Origin of the sequence: Synechococcus sp. W60.1 (assembly GCF_047461575.1) — a bacterium.
GTDB lineage: Bacteria > Cyanobacteriota > Cyanobacteriia > Thermostichales > Thermostichaceae > Thermostichus.
Map to the genome: position 1 here is coordinate 22136 of NZ_JANSHL010000010.1, position 25914 is coordinate 48049.

Genomic DNA, 25914 nt, shown 5'->3' on the forward strand with positions numbered 1-25914 from the left:
TGGAAAGAAAAGTAACAGCAGCAGAGGACAGGAGTATCTGATGGACTTAGTTTTGGTTTTATTGATTGGGGCAGCTGTTGGTTTCTCGGTAGGCATTTACGTTGCTCGCCAGTATGGGGCCAGTCCTAAACTGGAAATCTGGAAACGAGAGATTATCAGAGATATATCTTCGCAGCTAAGCCAACGCAGCCAAGAACTCAACAACCCGGACAAAGCACTCATCAAGTTGAGCGAAGGATTGGTAGACAAGATTTCTCAAAAGTTACAGGAAAAGTTACAGGCCGTCCAAGCTACCCTTGAAGAGTTTAAATTTCGCCTTGCTGACAGCCAGCAAAGCTTGCTACAGGACTGGAGCAGAGACCTTCTACAAGCTATATCTGTAAAGTTGGCCGAACATGGCCAGCAACTGAACAATCAGCTAGCCATTCTGGAAAATCTAGTGGAAGAGGCCAAAGATATTTATCGGCAACTACGGGTTACTATTCAAAGTTCTCATGGATCCGAGATATGCCCAACTGCAAATCAGGACTCCCAGAATGAGCAGGTTACTCAGGTCATTGGTAAAGCACCAGATCCTGAGACACCAGACGAAGTACTAAGAGACAAGGATGGGACAGCTACTGTTGATATATCAAAGATAGAGTCGTTCTTAAACTCGAAAAACATAAAGATCAAAATCAAAAAGAGAAGCATAGATATGGAGGAAAAAGAGAAGGAGCTAGATCAAATAGCTGACCTTATGGGTAGTCAGTACTCTTTGATCAAAAGATTCTATAGAATGATTAAGTCAAGTATGAACAGCGGAAACTCTTTCTCAATAGACCTTAGAGACGAACCTCAACAAGTAATTGACACAACTCGCCAGCTTGCCACAGAGCTACACAAGATCGCATTTTTGGAAGAGTATAGATACTCCGAAGCGCCCAAGTGTCTGCTAGAAGCAAGAGCCAGCAGATCTAAACAAGCACTGAATTTTCTCTCAGGAAACTGGCTGGAGAGATACGTTAGGAATAGGTTGATTTGCCTTGCTAAAAGGCAAACTGGAAAGATTGATTTTCCTTACGTAGCAAATGTTGAAGTTACTTTGTCAAACAGAGATGATTTTGAGATGGATCTTCTCTTCTACGTTAATGATCAACTTTACTGGGTAGAGTCGAAGACAGGTAAGTATAAGTACCGAGATAAAGTAAAAAAGTACTCCAAGATTGCTTCTGACCTTGGTCTTCAGAGAAACCAAGCCATCATAGTTTTGACCGACGTTAGTCAAGATGCAAAAACCGATCTATCCTCTCGCTATCATCTGTCAGTCATCAGTGTTGATGAGGTTGAGGCTACATTTGAGAGGATCTTAATAAAGTCACCTTCGAGAAGTCTGAAAGGCACCCGAGAGCATTAGCTTAAGCCACAATTTTGACAGCTTGTTCCATACACCACCAGGGATCCTCCGCAAAAGCTGGCATGGGCGTGCTGCCCGCCTTGCCCAGAATGGCCAGCCTGACTTCTCTATCCAGACGGGATCCGGAGCCATAGGGATCGTCAGAGGGGGGCTCCAGCCTTTGTCCTAGAGGGGGCATTGCCATAATGCCCGGCTGCATGCCGGTACTGGTGACCCAGATTTTGAAGCGATCCACCGCCGTTTCTGTGTCTTCGGGCAGTTGCATCTGGAGCAGATAGCGAGGGCCAGAGCCAACTAATACGCTTTCGCTGGGGCGCAGGCGAGTAGGAAAGTCCGGCTGGTAGGGATAGACCAAGCCGACGCTGCACTGCCGTTCGTCAAAGACTGTTACATAGACATGCACTGGGGTGAGGGCCTTATTGCGCAAGGCGATGGCGAGGTTGCGGCCTGCCTGGATTTGCACTTTCCCTTGGGGATCCCGCGGCAGGGGGCTCACTTCGGCAGGGGCAGAGCTGCTGGCCGGGGTTTCCAGTTGGAGAAATTCCACTTCCAAGATGCTGCTCAGCGCATCGCTGGCAGGTTGCAGGTTCAAAAGATTACCAAAAGCAGCCACGTGCTCCAACAGCCGCACCAGCTTGCGAGGCAGGGCCAGTAGCTTCTTCACCGGGATCCGGAAGGCCGCCAGAGCCACCTCTTCCCCCCGCCGGTAAAAGTGATAAGTGGCATCGGGCAACAGCTCTACCCGCAAGTCCGCTGCTTCCGGGTCTGTGTAGGTCAGAAGCGGTGAGGCCGGCAAGGCCGCCAGCAAATCGGCAACGGGCATTTGCACTTGACTGGGATCCGCACAGGTGAAAGCCACCCGCAACGGCTGGAATCGGATAGAGGACATGGGGAAAACCTGGAACGGAGTCTGCCGTATTCTCCTGCTCTGAGGTTGCCGGGCAAGCAAGCCAAGCTCTATATTACCTGCTCATTACCTGCTCAGTTCTCTCGACTGGGCTGTGGCCAAGTCAGCTCTCGGCCAACAGACTCCCAACAGGCCATAGCTCCGTAATCAAACTTAACACCAAAGGCAAATGGAACCATTGGGAAACTATCCCGGATCCCATCTGCAAATGATCTCTTAATGGTCTATTCTTGATCCTGTTGTCGGGTTTGTGGCTGGAGTGGAGCTCACCTCTCCTCTTTCTAGACTGATCTACGGAGAACCATGTTTAGCAAAGCTTTTTCTGTTCAGAAGGTGTTTGCGCCAGCGCGTCGTCGGTTGCTTGTCCTGCTGTTGGCTGCGTTGATGGCTGGGTTTGGCTGGGGTCTGGCTCCAGTGTTTGCAGCTAGGGATATTCCTGCAGTGGCTCTGTCGCCAACTGAGTCTATTACCTTTACCGAAGCCCAGTTGGCCAAAGGGAAGAAGCTATTCAACACCGCATGCGCCCAGTGCCATGTGGGCGGCCAGACCTATCCCAACCCGGATGTGAGCTTGAAGCTTTCGGATCTGGAGGGGGCAACTCCCCCACGGGATAATGTGCTGGCGATTGTGGATTACATCAAGAATCCAGTCACCTATGACGGGGTGGAGTCTCTGTTGGAGTATCACCCCAACACCCAGCTCACCAGTGAGTATCCACGTCTGCGCAACCTCACCGACGAGGATCTGAAGCTGATTGCGGGCTACATTCTGGTGCAGGCCAAGACCGTTCCCGGCTGGGGTGGTACCAAGAACGAAAGCCACAGCGACCTATCAGCCTATCTCTAATGCCGCATCTGGATCAGAAGTTGCCTATGAGATGGCGGATCCCGTCTCGCCTCTGGGCCTGGGTCGGGATCCTAGCTTTGTTGTGGCTGGGGCTGGCCAGTCCGGTGGCTGCCCGCATTGATCCTTACGTGAACCAGTATTTGCGGGTGAGTGGCCCTGTGGAATTGCCTCTAGATGCCGCAGGGCATACCCTCACCTTTACCCCAGAGCAGCTCACGGACGGCAAAAATCGTTTTCAGTCCGCCTGTTTGAATTGTCATGTGGGCGGTGCCACTTTGCCGGCTCCCAACATTTCCCTCTCTTTGAAGGACTTGCGCGGTGCCACTCCACCCCGAGATACCCTTCAAGCCTTGATGGAGTACCAGCGGGATCCCCGCAGCTACGATGGCTCGGATTCCAGCTATGGATGCCGACCTGTACCCCCTTCCTGGATGGACGACGAAGCCCTGAGAAATCTGGCTGCCTTTATTCTCAGAGCGGCTCAGGTTGCCCCTGGCTGGGGATCCAACGATTTGATCGATGCCGGTTAGGGTGTAGCACAAAAGCCACCGTGCTAGGCCCGCCAAGGCGAGCTGCATAGCGGTACGGCAGGGCTTTAGACCCAATTCTTTGGTAAGGGCACCTTCTTTTCGCTTTTCAATGCGCTTCTGGCCGCGCGAACCCATCTTTGCCCAAGAGAAGCAGAGGAGAACTGATCAGATCAGGGGTGAGCGAATAGCCAACCAATCCTCAAAAAGGAAGGCAATTGTATACTCGTTTCAGCTTGGGGTGAGATGCCTGGGCTACTGAGAAAAACCTTTTGGATCCCTTGCATTATTGCTCCGCAACGCTATTGCTCCGCAACGCTGACGCGAAGACGCGACCAAGGTTTTAGGTGTGGGTGCAGTGTCCTGGTTTGAATCAAGATGACCCTAAAAACTCTTCCCTGAACTCCCCTCTCCCTCTGGGAGAAGGGTTTAGGGGTGAGGGTTGACGGCTTTCAAGATTGAAAAAGGCGGGAATAGAGCTGTTGGTGGACTTGACAATCGCGTTCTTGTAGGAGGGTGAAGCTGCCCAAAGCCGGCCAGCTGGGGGAGAGGTTTGGCCTTTCGGCCCGCTTCACAACCGGCAGGATCTCTTGGTGTACCACTGCCTCGATGGGCTCGTACAACTGAGCCAATAGGCTTTGCCCCTCGGTATGCCCCAAAGGTACCAGACGCACCGCTGCCGAGACCAGCCCAGTGAGGGAGGAGAACAAGAAGGCACGCAGGGTATCTTCCAACCCAATGCCCGCCTGAGCGCAGATCCAGCCAAACACCACGGAATGATGCAGTGGATCCCCCTCTGCCTTGGGGACAGAGATTCCCCAGGTGCGTTCTGCCAGTTGAGCTAGGCGTTTCCCCAAATCTAGGCTGGCTTGGCGCGGCTCTGCCGCCCAACGGGTTGCTTGCAGCTGTTGCTGCAGCTTCTCCACTCCCGACTCGGATCCCAATCGGGATAGACGATGGGCCAAGGCACAGGCTCTGCCCTCGGTGGGGGCTAAGCCCATGTGCAAAACCCCCAACAGGTACTGCTGCACCCCAGCCCGATCGCGAAGTTGACCCGCTTGAACGGCAGCTTCCAAGCCCCAGGAGTGGGAATAAGCCCCAATCGGCAGGGCAGAATCGGTGAGCTGTAGCAACAGATAGAAAGTGCCGCTGGATCCTGGAGAAGTAAGTTGGGAGGAGAGCTCACCACGCATCTTCACCAAGCCTTAGCGGGGGCGGATCAGGCCATAGCCGCCATGGTTGCGGACGTAGATAACGTTGATCTCGCCATTTTCGATATTGCGGAAAACGTAGAAGTCGTGATCCACCAGCTCCAACTGGTGCAACGCTTCCTGAACCGTCATGGGTGGCATGGCGAAGTATTTGGTGCGCACCACCTCTGCGGGTAACTCCGCTTGCCGTTCCGTATTTAGCGGATCGGTGACGGGCTGCTGGGCCACTGCCACGGAGGTTTTGGGGGTGTGGCGGACGCGGTGAATGCCGTTCCGTTCTTTGTATTTGCGCAACTTGCGGGCCAGCTTGTCGGCCACACGGTCGATGCTGGCATAGAGGTTTTCGCTGCTTTCTTCCGCCCGGATCACGGTGCCATTGGCGTAGACGGTCACTTCGGCAGATTGGCTAGCACTGATACGGGGGTTGCGGGCTACCGATAGATTGACATCAACCTCACTGGTGATCTGGGCAAAATGACTGACAGCACGCTCAATTTTTTCTTGAACGTAGCTGCGGATGGCGTCGGTAATCTCGACGTTTTTCCCTTGGATCACAAGCTTAGTCATGAGGAATCTCCCAGTCATGTCGGTTTATACCTGAGATAGCGCCTCATCCCCACCCGGGATCCCTCTAACTCTGGAAAGCGATCCCAGCTCACAGGCGACGTCAGCCCTTTAATTGGCAAAAATGGAGCCCTGTCATCAAGGGTGAGCAGATCGGCTTTGGGAGTGGCACTAACCTCTTGGGTTAAGTCTAGGTTAACATCTCGCTCAAGGATCTCTGCCAGAGGTTAAGAATAAATTTAGGCTCTCTTAATGTTTCAGAGATGTTGAATTCCAGATTTTCCCGAATCGCAGGAGCTCTGTAGAGAAGCGGGATCCCCGCCCTGCAAGACATGCACTTCCATTGGCTGTGTTGAGTGTCTTTGGGAAAGGTTTTTTAGAGTTTAAGTTGCAAGTTCCTCAGTCAAAAGCCAAATCTATCATCAAACCCATAGACAGATCTAGCCTGCTAAAAATCTTCCTGAGCTGGATTTTGAGTTGGTTAAACAATGTCTCTAACTCTGACCTGTTTTTGAGAGACTGAAGGTGGGCCGTATTGCCCATAAGCTCGGCAATCCAGATGCTTCAGCTTTCCTCCAGGGTATGTTGGTATTATTCTACAGCCTAGCAGCATCTTGATTGGATAGCCATTGACAGCAAAAATGAAGGGATATTGATATAAATTAAGCTTTTTATCGATTTTTTATCAATATGAGGCTCTCGACTTGAGAGATGGTGTTGTTGTCGGTATTAGCTTTGACAAGCCTGTTGTTCACTGTTCCATGCTGTAAGGTTTCTATCGGAGAGCTACATAAGTACATAAGAACTTGGAACTCGGTTCTGCCGCTGCAGTCACCTTGAGGAGCGGTGGGGAGAAGGCCAACTCTTTCCGGGGTGGCTGAAATGCTACTCTCGGAATCGCCTTGGTGTGCGAAAGGTGAGGCAGACGGTGTGGGCGGAGGGATCCCGTTGAAGGCGGCAGAGCTTTTAGACAGAGCAGAAGAGGCTCTACAGGAGCAGTTTCAGGCGGTGGAGAAGACCCTCAGAGAGAACCTGGCGCGGGTGCTGCGGGCCTTTCGCGACCAGCGGGTGGGATCCCATCACTTTGCCGGGGTGTCGGGGTATGGCCACGACGACCAGGGGCGGCAGGTTTTGGATCGGGTGTTTGCCCAGATTATGGGCTGTGAGGCAGCAGTGGTGCGGCTGCAGATGGTGTCTGGTACCCATGCCATTGCCTGTGCTTTGTTTGGGGTGCTGCGTCCGGGGGATGAGCTGCTGAGCATTACCGGCCCCCCCTACGACACCCTTGAGGAGGTTATCGGCCTGCGGGGCTCCGGGCGGGGATCCCTACGGGAGTTTGGCATCGGTTACCGCCAGTTGGATTTGCGGGAGGGAACTGTCGATTGGCAAGCCCTGAAAACCGCCCTCAGACCGCAAACCCGGTTGGTTCACATTCAGCGCTCCTGTGGCTACGATTGGCGGCCCAGCTTTTCCATTGCCCAGATTGCCGAGATGATCCAAATGGTCAAAGCGCAAAACCCCGAAGTTGTGGTTTTTGTGGACAATTGCTACGGCGAATTTGTGGAAACCCAGGAGCCAACCCATGTGGGCGCAGATCTGATTGCCGGATCCCTGATCAAAAATCCGGGGGGCACCCTTGTTCCCGCCGGGGGCTATGTGGCCGGGCGGGCAGAGCTGGTGGAGCAAGCGGCCTGTCGGCTGACGGCTCCGGGCATTGGTTCTGAAGGGGGGGCAACTCTAGATCTCAACCGCCTTCTGTTTCAAGGCTTGTTCTTGGCCCCGCAGATGGTGGCCGAAGCGGTGAAGATCGCCCATCTGGCGGCGCAGGTGTTTTCTGATTTGGGCTACCCGGTCTCGCCTCTGCCTCAAACTCCCCGCACCGATATCATCCAGGCCATTCAATTGGGATCCCCGCAAAAGCTGCAGGCTTTCTGCCAAGCGATTCAAAACAGTTCTCCTGTGGATTCCTACCTCACCCCAGTTCCGGAGGTGATGCCCGGTTATGCAGACCCGGTGGTGATGGCAGCAGGCACCTTTATTGCCGGGAGCAGCGCCGAGCTGTCTGCCGATGGGCCGATGCGGGATCCCTACACCGTCTACTTGCAGGGGGGAACCCATCTCTACCATGGGCGGCTGGCCCTAGAAGCCGTCTTGCAAGCTTGGGAAACCCTGTAGGCCAACAGTTTGCTCTCGGCTGAAACAGCAAGGAAGGGGCAAGCCAACAACCTCAAAACTCAGCACGAAGTTGGCAGAAGTTGTCGTCTCTGACCAACTTTTCGCTCAATCAATCAGGGGGTAGGATCAGTCTACAGTTGCCATTCTTTAGAAAGGGATCCCTTCCGATGTTGAGCTGGTATCGTTCTTGCGCATCTCCTCGCCGTTGGGGATCCCGTTTGACTCTGGCTCTGGTGGCATTGGGGTTGGCCGGCGGCTGTCGGCTGCTGGATCGGGTGGGAGAGAGAGGCTTGCCGGTGGGATCTGCGCTGACCCGTTCTGCTCTGTGGAGAGGCAGCCAAACCGTGACGGGAGCGCTGGAGGTGGGAGATCAAGTCAGCCGCCAGTACGGCAGCTTTTGGGATGGGATCCCCGTCACCGCTGAGCCGGGACAGATTTTGATTGCGGCCCTAGAGAGCGAAGATTTTGATGCTTATCTGGAGCTGGTGGACGGTCAAGGGCGGGTGATTGGCTTTGACGATGACTCTGGCCTGGATGTGAATGCCCTGTTGGCAGTGCGTCTGCCGGAGGGAGGCACCTATACCCTGCGGGCCACCAGCTTTGAGCCCGAATCCACCGGCAACTACCGGCTCACCTATGTCCTCACCCAGGTAGATTGGCAGGAAAGCCTATCGGGCCGTCTGCAGGAGGGATCCCTTCAGCATCCCGAGGATGGCAGTTGGATGGACGAATATCCCATTGCCGCCCGCGCCGGCCAGATCCTGATCGCTTCCATGACCAGCTCCGATTTCGATGCCTTTTTGCAGCTGCTGGATCCCAGTGGAGAAGTCAGGGCTTGGGATGATGACCAAGGGGGTGGAACCGATGCTCTGATGATTGCCTTTCTGCCCCGCACCGGCACTTATACCCTGCGGGCCAACACCCATAAGCCACGAGAAGAAGGAGCCTATAGGTTACAGTACGCCTTGCGCTAGCCCCTGCTCGCCCAGATTCCCTGTCTTACAGCTTGGATAAGGGGGCTTGTGAACCTTCTGATGCTGATGTCGAGATTTTGACAGGAATCATCGTTTTTTAACGCCTAATGTTGATATATGTCAGGAGTTGCCAGTTTACCTTCCTAAGATCCTCACAAAGCCAGAAGGGGCACTGCTTGCTGAGCTTTGTGGGAAAGCATAACATCTTATCCTAAGTTGTGACGGAGCTGAAATATTGTCCTCGGGGATGAGGTCTTTTTTCTAGAATCGAATCGATGGCCTAGACCATTCTTTTGCAGTTCAGCCCCTATCTCCACAAAATGGATGCCATGACTCCTGAAATGGTACGCCAGTTTTGGTCTTTGGTCAGCGAGATTGGCAGGCCAGATTGGCTCACAAAGCGTGACGATGACTTGGTGAACCTGCTTCTGAGCGCCTGTCAGAAAAAACACGCCCTCAGCAGTGTCGATGCCTCAATTCTCAATCGCTACATCAGCATTCGCTTGCCCTTGATTCGCGATATCCTCGTGGATTAAACCTAGAGAGGACAAGGTTTTCCCATCATGCTGGCCACACAAATCACCTTGCTGGTCTACGGGGCACTGCTTTTGGTGGGCGGAGCAATCGGCTATAGCAAAGGCAAAAGCTCCAAGTCTCTCATCGGGGGGCTGGTTGGGGCCGCCCTCAGCGGAGTCAGCTATGGGCTGCTGGGGGTGGATCCCCGCTGGGGGCTGGGCTTGGGCCTGGGGACGACAGTGCTGGGATCTATCGTATTCGCCCTGCGCTACCGCAAAACCCGAACGTTAATGCCTGCCGGCTTGATGTTCATCCTCAGCTTGGGAGCAGCTGTCCTTCTGGGACTTAGCTTTGGAGCGGCCTAGGCGACTTCTGGTTGCGCCGGTGGGGTGAAGTTTGTTGAACATTCGATGTAGTCAATTTCGATGTAGTCAATTTTCAGCTCTCGGCCCGAGCGAATCTCTTCCATCGGGGATCCACAGTTGGGGCAAGCATAGCGCCGGCCTATTTCTGGCTTGTATTCTTGGCCGCAGGGATGGCAATAGGCAATGAGCGGCGTTTCCCGGATGACCAACTGGGATCCCTGTAGGAAAGTACCCTGGGTTTGTGCGGCATAGGCAAAGGTTAGGCTGGCCGGCTCTACACAGGTGAACTGTCCTACCACCAGGTGCACCCGAGCAATCTGAGGCTGTCCCGGCTGACTTTGCCACCAGTCGCGTAGTGTTTGGATCAAGGCGCGGGTCATGTCGGTCTCGTGCATCTCTCACCTCCAGTCGCCGACCATTTCTGGCGTCGCCTCCGGGTGGATGTAGGCGGGCTTTTCTCGGCGCGGCAGTTGCCCAGATACCACCAAATGGGCCAGCGTATCGCAAATGACTCGGGTGGCCATCAGGGCTGTGATATCGCTGATGTCGTAGGGGGGAGAGACTTCCACCACCTCTAGGCCGCAGATCGGCGCTTCCCGCACAATGCGCTTGAGCAAGTAGAGCGCTTCCCGCGGCAGCAGCCCACCGGGCTCCGGCCAGCCTGTACCCGGCACAAAGCCGGCATCGATGCAGTCGATATCGAAGCTGATGTACACACAATCGGTGCCGTCTAGAGCTTTTTCGAGGGCGAAATCGGCGGCTGCATCCAAGCCCATTTCGGTGATGTCGGTAACGGTGAGGATATGGGTGGCCCGCTCCCGGCACACTTTCACCCCTTGCCGTGGCACTTGCCAGCCGCCAATGCCCAGTTGCACCAGGTTGTGGGCCGGTGCGTTGCGGATGTTGGTGGCATGAAACCAAGGACAGGTGTGCATGCGCTCATCCAAGTCGGTTTCTTGGGTGTCCACATGGCGGTCGAAGTGGATGATGCCCATCTTCTTGTCCCCCAAGTGGCGACAGATCCCCCGCACCGTGGGAAAGCCAATCGAATGATCCCCACCCAGGATGACGGGAAAGGCGCCAGACCCGAAAATGTGAGCTACCCCTTTGGAGATTTGGTCGAAGGATTTTTCGTTGTTGGCCGGGATCGTAAAAATATCGCCGACATCGCAGAGGGTGATCTGCTCTCGCAGATCGACGCCAAACTCAAAGTTGTAGGGGGTGTACAGAGCGGAAATGCGCCGGATCCCCTGTGGGCCAAAGCGAGTGCCGGGCCGATAGGTGGTGCCGGAATCGTGGGGTACACCCACCACTGCCACATCGTACTCCCCAACTTTGCGCACATCCTCCAGGTAGGGAGCCTTGAGGAAGGTGTTGATGCCGGCATAATGGGGCAATTCGCCACGGGAAAAGGTGGGGATGGAGCGATCGCCGATGCTGGCTGCTGCCTCGAGGCCAAACTCTAAGCCTCGACTCACCTCTTGCTGCCAACCGGATAGGGAAAGCCTCGCTTCCTTGGCCAGAGCCGCTTGGGCTTCGGTAGAAAAGCCGTTATTTGCGTTCGATTCGGTGGTCATGGTTGGGATCCCCCGTTAGGTGGTGTATTCGGCGTTGATGCGCACGTAATCGTAGCTGAGATCGCAGCCCCAGGCCACGCCCTGGCCGGATCCCTGATGGAGATCCACGGTGAAGGTCACCAGATCCCCTTTCAAGTACTCAGAGGCTGCCTTGCGATCGAAAGCCAGGGGCATTCCCGCCTGCATGAGCAGAAAATCCCCCAGACGGATATCCAACCGGCGGCTGTCAAAAGGGATCCCGGCTCGGCCGGCGGCGGCTGCCACCCGTCCCCAGTTGGGATCGTTGCCAAAAGCTGCCGCCTTCACCAAGGGAGAGCTGGCGATCACACGGGCCATATGCCGGGCTGCCCCATCATCCACAGCCCCACACACCCGAATTTCCAGCAGCTTGGTAGCTCCTTCCCCATCGCGGGCAATGGCCTTAGCCAGATGAATGCAAACTTGGTTGACCATCTCCGCCAAAGTCTGGGCAGCTTCTGTGCCGGCTTGCAGGGTTGGGATCCCACTTTGGCCGTTGGCCAGAGCCAAGAGCATGTCGTTGGTGCTGGTATCCCCATCCACCGTGATTTGGTTAAAGCTGAGGTCGGCAGCTTGCTTGAGGATCTGCTGCCACAGGCGGGGATCCACAGCCGCGTCGCAGGTTAAAAAAGCCAGCATCGTGGCCAAGTTGGGGTGGATCATGCCGGATCCCTTGGCAATGCCCCCGACCCTGACGGTGTACCCGTCGATCTCAGCTTGCAGGGCAACGCTTTTGGTCACCAAGTCGGTGGTGATGATGGCGCGGGCGGCGCTCTCCCCCCCCTCTGGAGAGAGGCTGTCGATAAGACCAGGCAGGGCCGCTTGGATTTTCGGCATTTCCAGTTGTCGCCCGATGACCCCTGTGGAGGCCGTGAGCACCTGATGGGCCGGGATCCCCAACCGTTCTCCCACCCAGAGGGCCAGTTGGGCGTTGTTGCGCTCTCCTTCTTCTCCGGTACAGGCGTTGGCTTGCCCAGCATTGCAGAGGATGGCCCGCACCGGCTGCTGTTGGGCGAGGATCCCTTGGTTGTAGGTAACACAGGCTGCTTTGACCTGATTGGTGGTAAAAACGCCTGCCCCAACCGCATCGCACTCGGAAACGATCAAAGCCAGATCCGCAGCTCCTGAGGGCTTGAGGCCAGCGGCCACTCCAGCGGCTCGAAATCCTCGCGGGGCTGTAACAGCACCTGCAACCGGTTTAAATGGGGATCCCATGTGTTCCTTGGCCAGAGGGTGGTCGGCAACATCATACCGACTTGCTGCTCCGATTTGGGTCATCGCAAGCTTTCCGTGAGAAACTCTCTGGAAACCGGTTCTGAGGGAAAGAGTTGTAGTTACGCCTACCAAGCAGAGGCGGCAGAGAGGGGTATTTTGAAAGTGTGCGCTTTCTATCACCCATCTTTTCCCCTTTTTAGATTGGGAAGGATACTCTTCTATCCTCTGCTCTGGGAACTGCCAGCCATGCCTGCCCCTGTCATCACCCTCAACCATGTCAGCAAGGTCTATTCCAATGGCACGGTGGCTTTGCAGGACATGAATATGACCATCCAAGAAGGGCAGTTCGTTAGCTTGGTGGGGCCATCCGGCTGTGGGAAAAGCACAGTGCTACGGTTGGTGGCAGGTCTGGGGCATCTGACCACAGGCTCTATCGAATGGGGGCAAAATCTTGAGAAGGATGCTCCCCAAGGGGAACCCAAGTTGGCCTTTGTGTTTCAGGAACCGGCCCTTATGCCTTGGGCGACGGTGATGGACAATGTGGGGCTACCCTTAAAGTTGGCAGGTGAGCCCAAGCCAAAAGCCAATCGAGATGTCTTGGAAGCTCTACAACGGGTGGGCCTGCAGGGGTTTGAGCGCAGTTTTCCCCGCGAGCTATCGGGCGGCATGCGCATGCGGGTTTCCATTGCTCGCGCCCTGGTAACCAAGCCCCAAGTGTTGCTGATGGATGAACCCTTCGGAGCTCTGGATGAAATCACCCGCAGCAAGTTGAACAGCGACCTGTTGGAGCTGTGGCAAGAAAAGCGCTGGACGGTGCTCTTCGTTACCCACAACATTTACGAGGCCGTCTACCTGTCCAACCGCGTGGTGGTGATGGCGGCTCGCCCAGGGCGGGTGATAGCCGATATTCCCATCGATGCGCCCTATCCCCGCTCGGAAGACTTTCGCACCTCTTCCCTTTACAACAACTACTGCCGTGAAGTGTCGGCCCGTCTGCACGAGGCCATGCACGGCTCAGCTCAGGATCCCCCCTATTTGCGCCCCCTCTCTGCTGGACGTTTGCGCTGATGGGATCCCTGGCTTAGCGGTGTTCTCTCTGTTGCGTAAGTCCCTTGATGCCCCAACCTCACGATATGTTCGACCTGTTTGTCCAGCTTCTCGAGCCATGGCGCCGTTGGCTGGGATCCCTTGTTGGCTTGGGGGAGAGCTGGCCTCTCCATTGGCCAGATTGGTCTCTGCCCAAGCTGACCGGCGCAGTTGGAGAAAAACTCGGATCCCAACCCACGGATGAGGCAGACATACCGAGTGCCGGCTCAGGGGTGCCTGCAAAGGGGTTGAATCTGGGCCGTTGGTTCAACCTGGAAGTGATTGCCCCCCTTATCGTCGGGATCCTCTTCTTGGTGGGCTGGGAAGTGGCGGTGCGGGTAACGGGAGTGCCCCACTACCTCTTGCCGGGGCCGATTTTGGTGGTGCAAACCCTCATCCGCGACTGGGGAACGCTTTTTCCTTCCCTGTTGATCACTGTGCAAATTACGGTGGTGGCCTTTTTGGCTGCCACAGTGTCGGGGCTTTTGGTCGCGATTGTGTTCACCCAGAGCAAGTGGATTGAGCGCAGCTTTTTCCCCTATGCGGTGATTTTACAGACGATGCCCATTGTCTCCATCGCCCCGCTGATCATCATTTGGCTGCGCAACAACACCTTTGCCGCGATGGTGGTGTGCGCCTGGATTGTGGCTTTTTTCCCGATTCTTTCCAACACCACTCTGGGGCTGAACAGCGTCGATCACAACCTGCTCAACCTGTTCCAACTGTACAAGGCCAACCGCTGGCAAACGTTGATCTACTTGCGGCTACCCAGTGCCATGCCCTATTTCATGGGGGGCCTGCGCATCAGCGGTGGCCTCTCTTTGATTGGGGCGGTGGTGGCGGAGTTTGTCGCTGGTACTGGCGGGCAGCGGGCCGGGATCGCTTACCAGATCTTGATCTCCAGCTTCAACCTGCAGGTGCCCCGCATGTTTGCGGCCTTGATCTTGGTCACCGGCTTGGGGATCCTGATCTTTATTTCCTTAAGTGCTCTATCCGACAGGGTGTTGGGCAAGTGGCATGAGAGCGCTGTGCGCCGAGAGAACTGAAAAATTGAACTTTGGTGAAAATTAGGGCCCCCTCTCTAACATCTAGGGTCATTTGGATTCAAACTAGGACGCTGCACCCACCCCTAAAACGTTGAACGCACGCGGCCAAAGGCTTTTCTCAATAGCTCAGGCGCCTCACTCTAACCTGAAACGACTAAGTGCCTTGAATAGGAGCAGGTGGAAGGCGTCTTCTGGAAAAGCCCAGAGATATCGCTGCGCTTGCTGTCGGCGGCTATCTCAGATGCTATTTTTGGGTTGCTATCGGAGGGGGATGAACTCAGTGCGGCCAATGATTTGCTGGCCTTGATCCGAGAGCGCGTAGTTGATGAAATCGGCCACCACAGGGCTAGTCCTCTGAGGTGCCACCAAAAACACATTCCGCGCCAAGGGGTAGCTGCCCCTCTGGATGGCCTCACGGGTGGGCATCTGGCCGTCGATGGGCACAATCCGCACCGTTTGCTGGTTCTGCACCTGATCGACAGTGCTGTAGGTGATGCCATCTTCTCCCAAAGCCCGCAGCAGCGAGGTGGTGACATCTTCTGTGGCGGTGGTGAAGTAGGGAGGGTTATCGGGAGCGAAGGGCAGCCCCAACAACACGAGTTCTTGGAAAACGCTGTAGGTGCCGCTCTGGCGGGCGCGATTGAGGACCCGAATCCGCCGATCCGGGCCGCCCACCTGGCTCCAATTGGTGATCCGGCCCTGGAAGATATCGGCCAATTGCTGCAGCGTCAGTCCTCCTTTGTAGGGGTTGTTCACCCCCACCGCCACCGCCAGGGCATCTTTGGCCACCGGGATCGCCTGTAGACCCGCCTGCACTTCGCTGGCATTGAGGGGGCGGGAGCTAGCGGCCATCTGGATGCGACCTTCCATCAGGGCCTTCAGGCCGGCATTGGATCCATTGGGCTTGCCATCCGGGATCCCATAGGTGAGGGGAATGCCGGGGTTGCGCTGGGTGTAGCCTCCCTTCAGGGCCAAGACGATCCGGATCATCGTGACGCTGCCATCCATCTGGAGCACTGCTGGGTTGGGCAGAGAAGTATCCAGATTAACGGCGTTGGCAGGCGGGTTGGGTACCTGGGCCTGAGGGGGGTTGGGCGCTGTTGGGGCTTGGGGCCGGGCAGTTGGAATCTGGCTGGGGATAGGAGGCGTGTTCTCTCTATTCAGGAATGAGTCCAACAGGCCGGAACGATAGGCATACCAGCCGCCGCCTCCCAGTATCGCGAACAAAAGAATGTAAACGATTGGAGGTGGGCCGGAAGGTCGTGCAGTCATGGGATCCCCCCCAAAGAAAATTCACGATCCAGACTTTTGAGACTTCCCCCTCTGTTGTATCAGCTATCCGCGCAGATTGGGTGAGCAGCAGGTTAAGGTGCATCTATCCGCACATGGCCGCCTCTCGTCCCACCTCGCGCAGCTCAATTACGTCCGCACGGGGATCCGCCTGCACAACTTCCAACTCGATCCAAGCCCCCAGAGGAATCTGGCGTTCTAGGCGCACCGGCACCCGAAAGGCAATCTCATCCAGCATGGCCAACACCAAGTTTTCCTGCTCGCGCAGGTAGCCCAAGACCAGAGCCCGCCAAATTTGCCCCGGTCGCAGCCGCAGGTATTCGATGCTCCAATAGCGCTTGGATTTCCGCTCCACCTGGTTGGCCTCAGCGGTGCCCGGCTCAATCCCCAGCAGCAGCTGCTGCACATCCGCCTCCGTCAACGGCAAGGGATCCCCGCGCAAAAAGGCCTTGATCTGGTAGTGGGCCACCAAGTCCAGGTAGCGCCGAATCGGGGAGGTAACCTGACAGTAGGCCTCAAGCCCCAGCCCTGTATGTCGCCCCGGCTGGGTGGCTACTTCCGCCCGCGATAGACAGCGCATGATGGCAAAAGACCGAACTGGCCCCTGAGGGTACCTATCCAGCACTTCGGGAGGAGGTAAGTCGGGAGCCGGCTGCAGACGATAGGGCACCGGGATCCCATTTTGGCTGGCGAAGCGAGCCGCCACCTCGCCGGTGAGCACCATCATTTCCGCCACCATCTGCCGCGCAGGAGTATCCTCGATTACCCGGAGGTGGGGGATCTCGTCGATGACCTTGATATCTTGCTCGGGCAAGCCAATTTGGATTGCCCCTTGAGCCATCCGCCAGGCATAACGCCACTGGGCTGCCCGGGCAATGGCTGTCAGTTGAGCCTCTGCCCCCAACTCCAACATTTCATCGGCATCTTCGTAGGTGAGGCGGTAGGTCACTTTGATCTGGCTGAGGCAAATCTTGGAATCGCGGATCTGGCCGTCGGATCCCAGGAGGATGCCAAAGCTGAGGGCGGGCCGCACCTCTCCCTGCACCAAGCTCATCGGGCCGGTGGACAGCTCCGGCGGGAACATCGGGATCACCCGCTCCGGCAAATAGACGCTGGTGCCACGCTTGCGGGCTTCCAAATCAAGGGGATCCCCCCACTGCACCCAACAACTGGGATCAGCGATGTGGATCCAGAGCTTCACCGCGTCATCCGACCAGAACTCGACGCTGAGGGCATCGTCAATGTCGCGGGTGCTGGCATCATCGATGGTGTAGGTGTGGAGGTGGGTGAGATCCTGCCGCAGGTGGGGATCCCAGAAAGAGGGAGGCTGGCTGAGCAGGGCTTGGGTGTATCGCTCCACCGCCTTCGGGAACTGGGTTGGGATCCCGGTGAGGCGCAGGGCCAGGTTCTCGTGGCGGCTCCACAGGCCCAGGGCCACCAAAGCCTCAAAGGCCCCCTGCGGAGTGTCAGGAAACCCCATCAGCTCCAGCAGTTGCGAGGCCCGTTCCCGATCCGACGGGTTGAGATTGGAAGAGAGATCCTCGTGGCTGCGAATGGCTGCCGCCGCTCCCTGCAGGGCCAGGCGTTCCAGCACCTCCAGGCGGGCCCGCTCGGCAGGAGTCCAGGGATACCCTTGGCCGGGATGAGCCAGAGCCTCCCGCAGGTGGGCCTCAAACTCTGCTTGTTCCTGCTGCCGTTGTTGGGCAACGGCCATTTGATGGAGGATCTCCTTCACCTGAGCCGGAGTGCGGGGTTCGTAGCTCTCCCCCTTTTGCTTGAAGTAGGTGCGATCCTCGCTCAAGAGGCGATAGGCGGCATAGGTAGAGACCGGAGAATCATCAGAAAACAACAGCCGAGCCATTTCGGCCAAGCTCAGAGACCGCCGCTCCTCCTGCACCAGTTCCCAGGCCAGCGCCAAGCTTTCGGGATCCAACTTTGCTTGCACCGCCTGCCAAAAGCCGGGAATGTCGGAAGCCGTGAAGCTGGATCCCCCGTTCAAAGCAAAGGTAATCTGGCGAGGGTGAACACTGTGAACCTGCCCGGAAGGCACCCCCAGCAGTAGGTTCTTCTTGCCCTCGGTGCCCTGAACCACTGCCAACACACGGTCGTTATTGTAACGAAACTCCACCAGTGTGCCCTTTTCCACCCGTTCTCCTTATGTCGGCTGTCGTCAGATTGCAGGCTTTCTTCCATTCTCCATCAGCTCTGCCCGCCTGCCTACGTGGAAACCCCGGCCAGAAGACATACGGACACTATGAACAGGTAGCAGATGTCAGATACATGGGTACTTAAGCATATAGATATATGACATATAGACATATGAGATACGGGTTCTCAGGTAGATTACGGCTATGTATTGGGTACTGCGAGTCTCAAGCAGAGGCCAGCTCTGCCAAGTTCCTGGGATGAGGTTACCAACTGAAGTCCCTAAATTGCGTAGAGATACTATTGCCAACGTTTCCCAAGTATGTACTTCCACTTCCATGTGTGATATCCTAGGCTCTAGGGGTAAGGCACAGTTACCATAGGCTGCTCCCCAATTGAGCAAGCAAAAGGGTGGTACTCAAGAGTCGTTTCCCTACAGTGAAAGTCACGGAAACAGGTGATTCCGTATTTCTTCACCTAAAACTTTTTAGCTTAGCGCTCAAAAGGTAAACCGTGGACAACCCAAAGCGACTGTTGCTCATCGACGACGATCCGAACTTGATCCTTCTGGCAAAGGATTACTTGGAGTTTCGCGGTTATGAGGTGGTGGCGGCGAGCAACGGTCTGGAGGGGTTGGAAGCGATGCGCCATTTCACACCAGACCTGATCATCTGCGATGTGATGATGCCGGAGATGGATGGCTACACCTTTGTGGAAACCATTCGCTCCAACAGTGCTACAGACTGGATACCTGTGATTTTTCTGTCGGCGCGTGGGCAGACGGCGGATCGGGTGCGCGGCCTGACCACAGGGGCAGATGTTTACATGGTCAAGCCCTTTGAGCCGGAAGAATTGGTGGCGCAGGTGGAGTCTTCTCTCAGACATACCGAGCGCCTGTTACAAGTGCAGAATGTGGGCATTCAGCCGGTCATAAAACTGGATCGGGAAATTGAACTTACGCCAACGGAAACCAAGGTGATCCAGTACGTGGCCAGGGGCCTGTCCAACCGCGAGATTGCCGAAGTTCTTGGGGTGAGCCAGCGCACCGTTGAAAGCCACGTCAGCAACATGCTGGGCAAAACTGGCCTGCACAACCGCACAGAACTGGCCCGCTGGGCAATAGAAAGTGGTTTGGGCAAAAAACCGTTGTAATTCCCGCCACCCCTTTCAACGGCTGGAGAACTCTATCTCCTCGGCGCGATTGGAGATAGGGTAGTGATCGCACCTGAAGGGCAAGGTAACTGGGGTGGGCAAGTCTTTTCAAAAATTGGCGGGGGAGGATCTGCTGGCCTTGCCCCAACGTACATTGGCCGCCGATTTTCACTGCGTTACCCAAAAACTGGGTCTAAAGCCCCGTCCTTCCAGGACAGTTTTTGCCCTGTTGTTGTCATTTTAAACAGGAATGAAACATTTCCGTTGCATTGCTTCCTAGCTCCTTTCTCCCTCTGGGACAGGATCTAAAGGTGATTGTGGAAGCGGCGTGGAACGTTTGGGCAGCAGCGGGGGTGTCTCAATCTAGTTTGAAATGACTATAGACCTGCAATGATATAGACCTGCAATGAAATAAACCCATGCTGGTCAGGGAAGCCAAACTCCTCAACGCCGCTCCAGCGCCATACCAAGCCTTGGATGAGGCCCTGCCCAGTTTGTCCGCAACCAATGCTTGCGTCACTGGATGGATGAGCGTGGTGTCAACAAAGCTGCCTTGTACTCCCGATGCAATGTTAACTTGGCAACTGGGATGGGTTTCCCCGCAAGGCTTCCAGGAAGGCAAATACTGCAGGCGGATGCAGCGCAGAGGCCAGAACGGCAGCCCCGATCACCCGCTCCAGTGGGATCGGCAGCCGGCGGATCTGGATCCCTTCGGGAATGGGAATGGCGGCCAAGCGGGGCAAGATGGCAGCCCCCAGACCCTGTGCCACCATGTTCACAATGGTGGAGTCTTCCTTCACCAAGTAGGCCACCTTGAGGGTTTGGTGAGCGGCTTCCCAGTGGTTCCGCACCGCGGTGGTGCATTCGGCGTAGTTGTAGAGAATGTAGGAAAAACGGGAAAGATCCTCCCAGGTCAGGGTTTCCGGCAGGGGCCCAAAACTCAGCGGAACCAACACAATGAATTCATCACGGGCGATCTCCCACGTCTGGAGATCCTCAGCAGCCCGCGGCAGGGGCAACAGGCCAATATCCACCTGGCCTGATCGCAACAGATGTTCGACAGTGGCCGGATCTTCTTCTGTGAGGGTGAGGGTAATCTGCGGAAATTGTTGGCGGAAGCGGGCGATCACCGGTGGCAACAAATGAGTTGCAGCACTGCGAAAAGCGGCAACTCGCACATTTCCCCCCCGCAACCCTTTTTCCAGGTTGGCCTCATAATCCATTTGTTCCCGCAGTTGCAGCATTTTGCGAACATGGCGCAGCAGTCGCTCCCCCACCGGGGTTAGGCGCGCCCCAAAGCGACCGCGCACCAACAGGGTCACCCCCAGTTCTTCCTCCAGGCTGGCAATGGCCCGGCTCACCGCCGACTGGGAAATGTGCAATTGCAGAGCGGCATCGCTGAAATTCCCCCGCTCCACCACAGCCACCAGGGTTTGCAGTTGTGAGATGTTCATGGATCCCATCTATTCGATCTGCGCATAGATGTGATGCTATCTCAGGTTTGAACCCTCCGCCGCACCTGACTAAACTACGACATAGCTTCCCCTTCACACTGCGAAATAACGCGAAACAGTGTGAAATCATCTTTATCTTCCTGTCGTTGGTCAAGTGTCCCTATGTCGAGATCCATGTTTGCCCTATTGCCTTTCCATCAATTTCGAGATACTCCCGGCGTGCGTTTTTTTGACATCACGGTTGCGCGATCCAACGCCCGCGATTTGGTTTACCATGATGGGCCGGCCATCAGTCCCCCCAACAATCCGCAGGGCTATTGGCAGTTTTATATGCATCCACACCAAGAGGACAACCTACTGGCTCTATGGGGCGGACGGACGTTTTACCTGGTGAATTTTAGCTGGAGGGATCCCTTCCATATTGTGCGCCTGGAAGCGAACCGAGGCATTTTGCGCATTCCTCCCGGCACTTTTCACCGTTCCGTCTCCGATCCAGAGGGATCCATTGTGTTGAACCAGGCGGTGCGCGACGAAAAAGCCATCTTGGAAAAGGAATTTCGCATCTACGACAGCAGCCGTATTCCCCGATTGCTGCAGGTGACCTCGGCACCCGCCCCTTTGCCCCGCATTTGTGCCTGAGTACAGTTAACCCATGCCCCCCCGCGAGTCAATCAGGGCTCGCAATCGGGCAGCAGCCTGTGTGAGCTGTGCCGAGGGAATGGACACTGTGGGGTCGAAGGGATGCCCTGGTGGGTTGGCTGTGGCCAGAGGCTCAGCCCTCTTTGGGGATCCCTGCAGGTGAAAACTGAAGCTAGAGTAAAGATGGGTGCTGGGGGATCGACCAATGCTCTCTCTGGAGCGCAAGGGCATAGCGGATAGCTCGCTCAATTTGGCGGAGTACATCGACCATACTCTGCTGTTGCCGATGGTTACTCCAGAACAGATTGACCAGGGGTGTGAGATTGCCTTGCGCTATGGCTTCCCCACTTTTTGTGTTCCTCCTTGCTACGTGCCGCGGGTGGTGGAGCGGCTGCACGGATCCCCGGTCAAGGTGAGCACGGTGGTGGGGTTTCCCCTGGGCACAACCACTGCAGAGGCCAAGCTTTACGAGGCCCAACTAGCGGTGGAGCAGGGGTGCCGGGAGCTGGATGTCCGCATCAACTTGGCTTGGCTCAAGGCGGGAGAGCTGGATCGCCTCCATGCCGAGATTGCCCAACTGGTGGAAGAAACGGGGGTTTGCGTCAAGGCCATTTTGGAAACGGCTCTGCTGACCGAGGAGGAGAAAAAGCTGGCCGGGGAGATTTGTATCGATGCGGGGGCGGCTTTTTTGATGACCTCCACTGGCTGGATGGGGGGGGCGACGCTGGCAGATGTGCAACTGTTGTGGCAACTCAGCCGCGGCAAAGTGGGGGTGAAAGCGTCGGGCGGCATTCGCACGGTGGCTCAAGCAGAGGCCATGATCCAGGCGGGGGCCAGCCGTATCGGCACCTCTTGGGGGCTGGAGCTGATGCAAGAGCTGAAAGCCAGAGGAACCCCATGAGTGGGCGCACCTATCGGGTTACGGGCATCAACCTGAAAGGGATCCCCCTGGGAGAGTCGGATCGGATTGTTACCATCTTGACTCGCGAGCAAGGGTTGATCCGGGCGGTGGCCAAGGGATCCCGTAAGCAGCCTTCCAAGCTGGGCGGGCGGATGGAGCCTTTTGTCATCAACGATTTGCTGATGGTGCGGGGGCGCTGGTCTGCCCAAGCAGATACCTCCCAGCGTTTACAGCGCATTGTCCAAGCGGAAACCCTCCAGACTTTTCCTCGTCTCAGCCGCAGCTTAGCCCATCTCACAGCAGCGCAGTATTTGGCGGAGGTGGCCTTGCTGTTGGCCTTGCCCGATCAAGCCCAGGAAGAGCTGTTTGTGGTGTTGGTCGAACACTTGGAACGCATCGAGCGGGCTGCTTCGGAACAGGCCGTTCTGCCCTTGCTCACCCATGGGTTGTATCACCTCCTGGCGTTGGCAGGGTTTGCCCCTCAGGTACAAGCCTGCTACTTCTGTCAAGGGGGGTTGGTCGGCAGCGTTTTTTTCAGCCCCCAATGGGGTGGCTTGATCTGTGATCCCTGCCGGGTGGCCCAGCGGCCCAGCCCGATTGCCTGGGTCTCAGCCTCTGCCTTGCGTGCCTTGGGATCCCTGCCCAACTCGACATTGCCTCTGCCTGAGGATTCGCTGCCTTTGGCTGCTTGGCTGGAGGCAGAACGTCTGTTGCGGCGTGTTTTGGAGCATCATACAGATCGAGAAATCCGTTCCGCCGAGCTATTGGCCAGTTGCTACGCTGTTCCCACCGCAAACGGCCAGGGATCCCCAGCTTTTCCTGAGGGACATCCCGAAAAATGGGCATCGGTCTGAAAAAGTTGTGAAGGTATGTATCAAGTCCGGCCCAATAGCCGCAAAATAGAGCATCGAGGCGGGTTGGCAGCCGATTTTGGATGATAAATTAGGTTATGGAAAGTAACTTCTTACGAAGGCCTCTCAGGTTTGAGCAATGGTTTGGGGGGAGGAGTGCCTTGCACCAGGTACTGGACAGCATCATCAGGTGGGATTGAAGTTGGAGCTTTTAACAAGATTGAATCCACTGCTGAGAGGGCCTTCTGCTTGGTGCTTGTTTCCCGGAGCTGCATCCCTGGGGTGCGGCTTTGGTTAATTGCAGATGATTGCTTGTGAGTGTTCAATTTCACTCGGTGAGTCTGCCCAACTGAGGAGCAGCCCCTGAGGTTCCTGTATCCGCCCAACTCAAGTTAGCGCCCACCTCAGTTCTTTTTCAGATTCAGATCTCTCTTTTACCGAGTACCGTTAGAAGTTCAGGAGTTGCAGCACCGTGGAAGCACAGCGTAAGGAACGGATTCTGGTGGTCGATGATGAGGCCAGCATTCGACGCATCTTGGAAACCCGTCTGTCCATGATTGGATACGACGTGGTCACAGCTTCGGACGGCGAGGAGGCGCTGGAGGTTTTCCACAAGCAGGATCCCGACCTGGTGGTGCTGGATGTGATGATGCCGAAGCTGGATGGCTATGGGGTTTGCCAGGAGCTGCGCAAAGAATCGGACATCCCCATCATCATGCTGACGGCGCTGGGAGATGTAGCCGACCGTATCACAGGGCTGGAGCTGGGGGCAGACGACTATGTGGTCAAGCCCTTTTCGCCCAAGGAGCTGGAAGCTCGCATTCGGTCGGTGTTGCGCCGGGTGGCGCGGTCGGCCCACGATGGGATCCCCAGTTCCGGGGTGATTCAAGTGGGGGACATCCGCATCGATACCAACAAGCGGCAGGTCTACAAACGGGACGAGCGCATTCGCCTGACGGGGATGGAGTTCAGTCTGCTGGAGTTGTTGGTCAGTCGGTCGGGGGAGCCTTTTTCTCGTTCCGAGATTTTGCAAGAGGTGTGGGGCTACACGCCGGAGCGCCATGTGGATACGCGGGTGGTGGATGTCCACATTTCGCGGCTGCGGGCCAAGCTGGAGGATGACCCCAGCAACCCAGAGCTGATCCTGACGGCCCGAGGCACCGGCTATCTGTTTCAGCGCATCGTTCAGGGAGAGGAACAGGCACGGTCTTGAGAGGGGATCCCTCGCAACCTCTCTTCAAGAGCGGCCTGCACCCGCCTCAACACGCCAACCCAGTCTCCCGGTGTGTCTTGTCGAAACAGTCGCATTACCCCGGGGTACCAGGGGCTATCTTCTCGATGGAGCAGCCAGCGCCAATCGGCGGCAAAGGGGAGCAGCACCCATACCGGCTTGCCCATCGCCCCGGCCAAATGAGCAACGGCTGTATCAACGCTGATCACCAGATCCAACTGGGCAACGGCTGCGGCTGTATCGACAAAACTGCGGAAACGGGATCCCAGCTCCAACACTTGGTGCTGCTCCAATAGGGATCCCAGCGGGTGAGGACTCTGTCCGAGTGGCGCGGACAGATCTTCCCCCACCTGCAGGCTAACCCACTGGATGGAAGGCCCATGCAAGTGTTGGAGCAACAGATTCAGAGGGCAACTTTTCAGCCTTTGTACGCGGTTGAGCTCAGGATGGGCACGCCGACCGCTGGCCCACACCAGCCCCACCTTCATCCGCTCCTGGGAAAGCTCCGGCCAGTCTTCCCGCCAGGAGAGGCTCAAAGGGATCTGCGGCCCGCCGGCATGAACGGGATAGACAAGATAGGGGATGCGGGCCGGGATCGTCTCCAGAGTGGTGCCCAACCGCTGCGGCAAGCTGAGCAAGGGCAGATGGCAATCGAAAGAGGGCAAGGGATCCGTTTCCGAGATCACCTGCACCTGGGGCAGGCACCCTCTGAACAGCTCCACGAGGGATTCCTGGCAGCGAAGGCAGATTTGGGCTTGGGGATGGGCCTCGGCCAGCAGCGGCAGGTAGCGCACAAACTGAAGCGTGTCCCCCAACCCTTGTTCGGCGTAGATCAGCAGGGTCTGGCGGCCCAGAGGGGATCCCGTCCACAGAGGCGAAAGAAAGCGCGGGTAGGCCGCCTCTTGTCGCTGCAGCCGCCATTCGTATTCCCGCCACCCCTCCTCGTAGCGGCCCAGGGTAAGCAAAGCCGTGCCCAGGTTGTAGTGGATCTCCGGCCAGTGGGGGGCCAGTTGTAAGCCGCGCCGATAAGCCTCAATAGCCCCGCTTCCAACCGGTTTTGTTCTTGCAGGATGGTGCCCAGGTTGTTGTGAGGCTGGGCGTCCCTCGGCAGCAGCAAGATGGCCCGTTGCAGACAATCGGCGGCCTCCTCCAAGCGATCTTGCAGGTGCAGGCAATGGCCGAGGTTAACGAGAATTCGCCCCTCCTGGGGTGCGAGGGCAAGAGCTTGGCGAAACCAGCTTTCGGCTTCCCCAGCTTGGCCATCGAGCATCAGGGCATTCCCCAAAGCTGCCAAGGCATAGACCTGGGGAGGCTGGGCTGCTGCTGCCTGTTGCAACACCTCAATTGCCTGGGCCAATTTCCCCAGGGTGAGCCAACAACTGCCCAATCGGAAAAGCAATTGCCCATCACCGGGGGCAAAGGCCAGGCCCTGTTCGTAGGCTCGCGCCGCTTCCTCTGGGTTGCCAAGCTGCATCCAGGCATCGCCCAGATCCTGCCAGGCCGGCACCCAATCCCCCCGCAGGTGCAGAGCCAGTTGCAAGGGGGTCAAAGCTTGGCGGGGATCCCCCATCTGGAGATAAAGGGATCCCAGCAACGCCTGAGCAGCGAACAAACGCGGCTGGGTGCGGGTAAGCTGCCGGCAGAGGTGCAGAGCAGTCTTCAGATCCCCCGCCTGTCGGTAGCGTTGAACCCACGTCAGAGCCGCCTGCGAAGAGGATGGGATCTCGGATCCCCGCTCTGGATCCTGTGACTCAGCCGCTTGCCGGTTGTCTTTTCCTCGCCCAAAGCCCCGTGGCACGTCTTTGCCTCTTTTGAGATCCCTTTCACT

At 56.7% G+C, this 25914-nt stretch carries 25 protein-coding genes; 15 read left to right on the forward strand and 10 right to left on the reverse strand.

Annotation, left to right across the window (positions count from 1 at the left end; translation table 11 throughout):
* Nucleotides 1–40 precede the first annotated feature (40 nt).
* Nucleotides 41–1396: a hypothetical protein gene (locus tag NW805_RS09650; protein WP_414329220.1), complete on the forward strand. Its 1356-nt coding sequence runs from the start codon at nt 41–43 to the stop codon at nt 1394–1396.
* A 1-nt stretch (nt 1397) separates the two neighbouring features.
* Here the strand turns inward: NW805_RS09650 and NW805_RS09655 are convergent, their stop codons facing one another.
* Nucleotides 1398–2285 (reverse strand): hypothetical protein, encoded by an 888-nt coding sequence (locus NW805_RS09655; RefSeq protein ID WP_414329219.1) that lies wholly within the window; start codon nt 2283–2285, stop codon nt 1398–1400.
* A gap of 321 nt (nt 2286–2606) precedes the next feature.
* Between NW805_RS09655 and psbV the strand changes: the two genes are divergently transcribed.
* Both psbV and psbV2 read left to right on the forward strand, forming a co-directional pair.
* Nucleotides 2607–3149 (forward strand): photosystem II cytochrome c-550, encoded by a 543-nt coding sequence (gene psbV, locus NW805_RS09660; protein ID WP_414422372.1) that lies wholly within the window; start codon nt 2607–2609, stop codon nt 3147–3149.
* 26 nt (nt 3150–3175) lie between these two features.
* Nucleotides 3176–3679, forward strand: coding sequence for a photosystem II cytochrome PsbV2 (psbV2, locus tag NW805_RS09665; RefSeq protein ID WP_414380910.1), 504 nt, complete (start codon nt 3176–3178; stop codon nt 3677–3679).
* A gap of 449 nt (nt 3680–4128) precedes the next feature.
* On the opposite strand, the gene NW805_RS09670 is transcribed toward psbV2, so the two are convergent.
* Both NW805_RS09670 and hpf read right to left on the reverse strand, forming a co-directional pair.
* Nucleotides 4129–4869: an urease accessory protein UreF gene (locus NW805_RS09670; RefSeq protein ID WP_148202769.1), complete on the reverse strand. Its 741-nt coding sequence runs from the start codon at nt 4867–4869 to the stop codon at nt 4129–4131.
* A 12-nt stretch (nt 4870–4881) separates the two neighbouring features.
* Nucleotides 4882–5454, reverse strand: coding sequence for a ribosome hibernation-promoting factor, HPF/YfiA family (gene hpf / locus NW805_RS09675; RefSeq protein ID WP_011434101.1), 573 nt, complete (start codon nt 5452–5454; stop codon nt 4882–4884).
* A gap of 879 nt (nt 5455–6333) precedes the next feature.
* Between hpf and NW805_RS09680 the strand changes: the two genes are divergently transcribed.
* From NW805_RS09680 to NW805_RS09695, 4 genes are all read left to right on the forward strand, one after another.
* The gene (locus tag NW805_RS09680; RefSeq protein WP_414422373.1) at nt 6334–7626 is read left to right on the forward strand and encodes an aminotransferase class I/II-fold pyridoxal phosphate-dependent enzyme; all 1293 of its coding nucleotides are present in this window, start codon (nt 6334–6336) and stop codon (nt 7624–7626) included.
* Nucleotides 7627–7793: 167 nt separating this feature from the next.
* Nucleotides 7794–8600, forward strand: coding sequence for a PPC domain-containing protein (locus NW805_RS09685; protein ID WP_414422374.1), 807 nt, complete (start codon nt 7794–7796; stop codon nt 8598–8600).
* A 329-nt stretch (nt 8601–8929) separates the two neighbouring features.
* A complete protein-coding gene (locus tag NW805_RS09690) occupies nt 8930–9136 on the forward strand; it encodes a hypothetical protein (protein ID WP_238376795.1) in 207 nt (68 codons plus the stop codon).
* Nucleotides 9137–9163: 27 nt separating this feature from the next.
* Nucleotides 9164–9481, forward strand: coding sequence for a TMEM14 family protein (locus NW805_RS09695; protein ID WP_414422375.1), 318 nt, complete (start codon nt 9164–9166; stop codon nt 9479–9481).
* Here the strand turns inward: NW805_RS09695 and hypA are convergent.
* From hypA to argJ, 3 genes are read right to left on the reverse strand one after another with little or no spacing between them, the layout of a single operon-like run.
* A complete protein-coding gene (gene hypA, locus NW805_RS09700; protein WP_011434106.1) occupies nt 9478–9876 on the reverse strand; it encodes a hydrogenase maturation nickel metallochaperone HypA in 399 nt (132 codons plus the stop codon). The genes NW805_RS09695 and hypA overlap by 4 nt on opposite strands.
* Before the next feature lie 3 nt (nt 9877–9879).
* Nucleotides 9880–11058 (reverse strand): agmatinase, encoded by a 1179-nt coding sequence (gene speB / locus NW805_RS09705; RefSeq protein WP_414356327.1) that lies wholly within the window; start codon nt 11056–11058, stop codon nt 9880–9882.
* A gap of 15 nt (nt 11059–11073) precedes the next feature.
* The gene (gene argJ, locus NW805_RS09710) at nt 11074–12291 is read right to left on the reverse strand and encodes a bifunctional glutamate N-acetyltransferase/amino-acid acetyltransferase ArgJ (RefSeq protein ID WP_414422405.1); all 1218 of its coding nucleotides are present in this window, start codon (nt 12289–12291) and stop codon (nt 11074–11076) included.
* Between the two features lie 246 nt (nt 12292–12537).
* Between argJ and NW805_RS09715 the strand changes: the two genes are divergently transcribed.
* Nucleotides 12538–13359 carry an ABC transporter ATP-binding protein gene (locus NW805_RS09715; RefSeq protein WP_414422376.1) on the forward strand — a complete coding sequence of 274 codons (822 nt, stop codon included), beginning with the start codon at nt 12538–12540 and terminating at the stop codon, nt 13357–13359.
* 47 nt (nt 13360–13406) lie between these two features.
* Entirely contained in the window at nt 13407–14423 is a 1017-nt protein-coding gene (locus tag NW805_RS09720; protein ID WP_414406764.1) for an ABC transporter permease, read from the forward strand.
* 258 nt (nt 14424–14681) lie between these two features.
* On the opposite strand, the gene NW805_RS09725 is transcribed toward NW805_RS09720, so the two are convergent.
* Nucleotides 14682–15695 (reverse strand): phosphate ABC transporter substrate-binding protein, encoded by a 1014-nt coding sequence (locus NW805_RS09725; protein ID WP_414422377.1) that lies wholly within the window; start codon nt 15693–15695, stop codon nt 14682–14684.
* 103 nt (nt 15696–15798) lie between these two features.
* The gene (locus NW805_RS09730; RefSeq protein ID WP_414422378.1) at nt 15799–17859 is read right to left on the reverse strand and encodes a ribonuclease catalytic domain-containing protein; all 2061 of its coding nucleotides are present in this window, start codon (nt 17857–17859) and stop codon (nt 15799–15801) included.
* Between the two features lie 512 nt (nt 17860–18371).
* On the opposite strand from NW805_RS09730, the gene NW805_RS09735 reads away from it, so the two are divergent.
* On the forward strand, nt 18372–19010 hold the full coding sequence (locus NW805_RS09735) for a response regulator transcription factor (protein WP_414329571.1): 639 nt from the start codon (nt 18372–18374) through the stop codon (nt 19008–19010).
* Between the two features lie 94 nt (nt 19011–19104).
* Nucleotides 19105–19254 (forward strand): hypothetical protein, encoded by a 150-nt coding sequence (locus NW805_RS09740; protein WP_414412788.1) that lies wholly within the window; start codon nt 19105–19107, stop codon nt 19252–19254.
* A 328-nt stretch (nt 19255–19582) separates the two neighbouring features.
* Here the strand turns inward: NW805_RS09740 and NW805_RS09745 are convergent, their stop codons facing one another.
* Entirely contained in the window at nt 19583–20464 is an 882-nt protein-coding gene (locus NW805_RS09745) for a LysR family transcriptional regulator (RefSeq protein WP_414343826.1), read from the reverse strand.
* A gap of 174 nt (nt 20465–20638) precedes the next feature.
* On the opposite strand from NW805_RS09745, the gene NW805_RS09750 reads away from it, so the two are divergent.
* From NW805_RS09750 to rpaB, 4 genes are all read left to right on the forward strand, one after another.
* Nucleotides 20639–21103 carry a redox protein gene (locus NW805_RS09750; RefSeq protein ID WP_414343843.1) on the forward strand — a complete coding sequence of 155 codons (465 nt, stop codon included), beginning with the start codon at nt 20639–20641 and terminating at the stop codon, nt 21101–21103.
* A 205-nt stretch (nt 21104–21308) separates the two neighbouring features.
* On the forward strand, nt 21309–22004 hold the full coding sequence (gene deoC / locus NW805_RS09755) for a deoxyribose-phosphate aldolase (RefSeq protein ID WP_414380898.1): 696 nt from the start codon (nt 21309–21311) through the stop codon (nt 22002–22004).
* Nucleotides 22001–22858, forward strand: coding sequence for a DNA repair protein RecO (gene recO / locus NW805_RS09760; RefSeq protein WP_414343828.1), 858 nt, complete (start codon nt 22001–22003; stop codon nt 22856–22858). Before deoC ends, recO begins: the two co-directional genes overlap by 4 nt.
* 469 nt (nt 22859–23327) lie before the next feature.
* The gene (rpaB, locus tag NW805_RS09765; protein ID WP_011434119.1) at nt 23328–24068 is read left to right on the forward strand and encodes a response regulator transcription factor RpaB; all 741 of its coding nucleotides are present in this window, start codon (nt 23328–23330) and stop codon (nt 24066–24068) included.
* Nucleotides 24069–24918: 850 nt separating this feature from the next.
* On the opposite strand, the gene NW805_RS09770 is transcribed toward rpaB, so the two are convergent.
* The gene (locus NW805_RS09770; protein WP_414422379.1) at nt 24919–25884 is read right to left on the reverse strand and encodes a tetratricopeptide repeat protein; all 966 of its coding nucleotides are present in this window, start codon (nt 25882–25884) and stop codon (nt 24919–24921) included.
* Between the last annotated feature and the right edge of the window lie 30 nt (nt 25885–25914).

Excerpts from the sequence above, each read along its gene's own strand:
- NW805_RS09650 (WP_414329220.1), top strand. The coding sequence starts at position 41 with ATGGACTTAGTTTTGGTTTTATTGATTGGGGCAGCTGTTGGTTTCTCG.
- NW805_RS09655 (WP_414329219.1), bottom strand. The coding sequence starts at position 2,285 with ATGTCCTCTATCCGATTCCAGCCGTTGCGGGTGGCTTTCACCTGTGCG.
- psbV (WP_414422372.1), top strand. The coding sequence starts at position 2,607 with ATGTTTAGCAAAGCTTTTTCTGTTCAGAAGGTGTTTGCGCCAGCGCGT.
- psbV2 (WP_414380910.1), top strand. The coding sequence starts at position 3,176 with ATGAGATGGCGGATCCCGTCTCGCCTCTGGGCCTGGGTCGGGATCCTA.
- NW805_RS09670 (WP_148202769.1), bottom strand. The coding sequence starts at position 4,869 with ATGCGTGGTGAGCTCTCCTCCCAACTTACTTCTCCAGGATCCAGCGGC.
- hpf (WP_011434101.1), bottom strand. The coding sequence starts at position 5,454 with ATGACTAAGCTTGTGATCCAAGGGAAAAACGTCGAGATTACCGACGCC.
- NW805_RS09680 (WP_414422373.1), top strand. The coding sequence starts at position 6,334 with ATGCTACTCTCGGAATCGCCTTGGTGTGCGAAAGGTGAGGCAGACGGT.
- NW805_RS09685 (WP_414422374.1), top strand. The coding sequence starts at position 7,794 with ATGTTGAGCTGGTATCGTTCTTGCGCATCTCCTCGCCGTTGGGGATCC.
- NW805_RS09690 (WP_238376795.1), top strand. The coding sequence starts at position 8,930 with ATGACTCCTGAAATGGTACGCCAGTTTTGGTCTTTGGTCAGCGAGATT.
- NW805_RS09695 (WP_414422375.1), top strand. The coding sequence starts at position 9,164 with ATGCTGGCCACACAAATCACCTTGCTGGTCTACGGGGCACTGCTTTTG.
- hypA (WP_011434106.1), bottom strand. The coding sequence starts at position 9,876 with ATGCACGAGACCGACATGACCCGCGCCTTGATCCAAACACTACGCGAC.
- speB (WP_414356327.1), bottom strand. The coding sequence starts at position 11,058 with ATGACCACCGAATCGAACGCAAATAACGGCTTTTCTACCGAAGCCCAA.
- argJ (WP_414422405.1), bottom strand. The coding sequence starts at position 12,291 with ATGGGATCCCCATTTAAACCGGTTGCAGGTGCTGTTACAGCCCCGCGA.
- NW805_RS09715 (WP_414422376.1), top strand. The coding sequence starts at position 12,538 with ATGCCTGCCCCTGTCATCACCCTCAACCATGTCAGCAAGGTCTATTCC.
- NW805_RS09720 (WP_414406764.1), top strand. The coding sequence starts at position 13,407 with ATGCCCCAACCTCACGATATGTTCGACCTGTTTGTCCAGCTTCTCGAG.
- NW805_RS09725 (WP_414422377.1), bottom strand. The coding sequence starts at position 15,695 with ATGACTGCACGACCTTCCGGCCCACCTCCAATCGTTTACATTCTTTTG.
- NW805_RS09745 (WP_414343826.1), bottom strand. The coding sequence starts at position 20,464 with ATGAACATCTCACAACTGCAAACCCTGGTGGCTGTGGTGGAGCGGGGG.
- NW805_RS09750 (WP_414343843.1), top strand. The coding sequence starts at position 20,639 with ATGTTTGCCCTATTGCCTTTCCATCAATTTCGAGATACTCCCGGCGTG.
- deoC (WP_414380898.1), top strand. The coding sequence starts at position 21,309 with ATGCTCTCTCTGGAGCGCAAGGGCATAGCGGATAGCTCGCTCAATTTG.
- recO (WP_414343828.1), top strand. The coding sequence starts at position 22,001 with ATGAGTGGGCGCACCTATCGGGTTACGGGCATCAACCTGAAAGGGATC.